This window comes from Shewanella sp. 10N.286.45.A1 (genome assembly GCF_041470405.1).
Taxonomy (GTDB): domain Bacteria; phylum Pseudomonadota; class Gammaproteobacteria; order Enterobacterales; family Shewanellaceae; genus Shewanella.
Genome location: NZ_JBFRMK010000408.1, coordinates 1 through 1,555 on the forward strand (window position 1 = coordinate 1; position 1,555 = coordinate 1,555).

General features: G+C 42.8%; 2 protein-coding genes and 1 pseudogene. 1 reads left to right on the top strand and 2 read right to left on the bottom strand.

Going from position 1 to position 1,555, the window contains the following annotated elements; genetic code table 11:
- Positions 1–249: 249 nt before the first annotated feature.
- Both AB4238_RS22025 and rsmD read right to left on the bottom strand, forming a co-directional pair.
- Entirely contained in the window at positions 250–528 is a 279-nt protein-coding gene (locus tag AB4238_RS22025; protein ID WP_372035730.1) for a DUF1145 domain-containing protein, read from the bottom strand.
- Positions 528–1,133 (bottom strand): 16S rRNA (guanine(966)-N(2))-methyltransferase RsmD, encoded by a 606-nt coding sequence (gene rsmD / locus AB4238_RS22030; protein WP_372035732.1) that lies wholly within the window; start codon positions 1,131–1,133, stop codon positions 528–530. Before rsmD ends, AB4238_RS22025 begins: the two co-directional genes overlap by 1 nt.
- Before the next feature lie 225 nt (positions 1,134–1,358).
- Between rsmD and AB4238_RS22035 the strand changes: the two are divergent.
- Positions 1,359–1,555 (top strand): annotated as a pseudogene (locus tag AB4238_RS22035) (signal recognition particle-docking protein FtsY); the annotation flags it as partial.

A 1,555-nucleotide genomic window follows, 5' to 3' on the forward strand; every position in this document is an offset into this window, starting at 1 on the left:
GCATAGTTATTCTACGTTCAAGTTCATTAACGCAGCATCATAGCCGCTAAAACTCGCCTGTAGGAGTGTTTTTGGCTTGCTACTTCTGCGTTGAATAAACTTATAAGGGAACAACCATTATGTCATTACTCACTTTGAATTAGCGTGCCAAAAACGCTCTGAGTAGATCAACTTCTTATACTGATTGGTATTAGTTGTTGGCGAAGCGCTTATTAGCGGGTTCACCGTATTTATTGAGGACTATCTGTTTTAGCTTTTTTGCTTATCCAATACCTGTTGACGATATTGCAATAGGCTAAATACGCCAAACATAAACACCTGCAGGTAATCCACTTTCTTTAACGGCAGCAGCTGATTGAACAGGGTGTGGAATATAATGGTTTGAAAGCAGTGCATAAACACTGTCACTGCGAGCAAGATATTTAAAATGACCGCTATATTGCCTTCAAACGGCGCAACTAGATTATAAAACATCATCAACCACGCAAAAGCGGTCGCCAACTTACCTGCCAATAGTATCCATTTCATTATCGGCTATCCTCGGTAGCGTTTTGCTCAAGCGGACAGTATTGGTATAAGCGGTAGATCACTTGCCCAGCTGATTTCTCTTTTAGCAATGTCCAAGTCACAGGCACCTCAAGTAGTGCTAGTTCAGATTCGGTTTCTACATAAATCAGTGCATCAGGTAGTAACCACTGCTGTTGGTCGAGCAGTTGGATACTTTTCTCTGTGAGTGACTTTCTAAAAGGTGGATCAACAAATACAATGTCAAAGCCTTTTTCTGGAGAGCTTGCTAGCAGCTTAAGGCTGTCTCCCTTGATCACGTCTGCATAGTTACATTTTAATGTGGCTAGGTTTTCAACGAGTTGCTTGGCAGCTTGAGGCTGCAGTTCAAACACTCTGGCATAAGCTGCATAACGTGATAAAGACTCTAAACTTAATGCACCACTGCCACCGAAACAATCCAATACTCGAGCACCGCGAACGTCATTTGCTATCCAATTGAACAGTGTTTCACGTACACGATCGGTTGTCGGTCTTAGACCTTCCAGATCATGGATTGGCAACTTTCGCGATCGCCACTGGCCAGAGATGATCCTAACTTGGCCGCTTGAGGGTCTTTTTTTGACCATGGTGTCCTCGTGATTTTGCCTTGTGGCAGAAAGTGGTAGACTATAGCGTCTGATTTAAGGTCGTTATTTTATATCAAAGCACAGCTAAAAGGTAACAAGCCGTCGCTTAGTCGCGTATTGGTTATACTTTTGCTGTTTTAATCAGCGTAATTTCGGTCTGTTTTTGATATAACGTCCTCCACCCTAACGCATTTATGTACAGTTATTTGAGCATCGGTAATACACATGGCAAAGAAAGGTTTTTTTTCCTGGTTCCGCAAAGATAAATCTAAAGAGCAACCGCAAGAAGTAGAAGCAGAATTAAATGTTTCAACTGAAGCAGAGACAGAGCAGGTTGATACAGCGCAAGTTGAAGCTGAACGTGTTGCAAGCGAACAGGCAGAAGCCGAAAGAGTTGCCACTGAACAGGCTGCGCAAGCAGA

Excerpts from the sequence above, each read along its gene's own strand:
- AB4238_RS22025 (WP_372035730.1), bottom strand. The coding sequence starts at position 528 with ATGAAATGGATACTATTGGCAGGTAAGTTGGCGACCGCTTTTGCGTGG.
- rsmD (WP_372035732.1), bottom strand. The coding sequence starts at position 1,133 with ATGGTCAAAAAAAGACCCTCAAGCGGCCAAGTTAGGATCATCTCTGGC.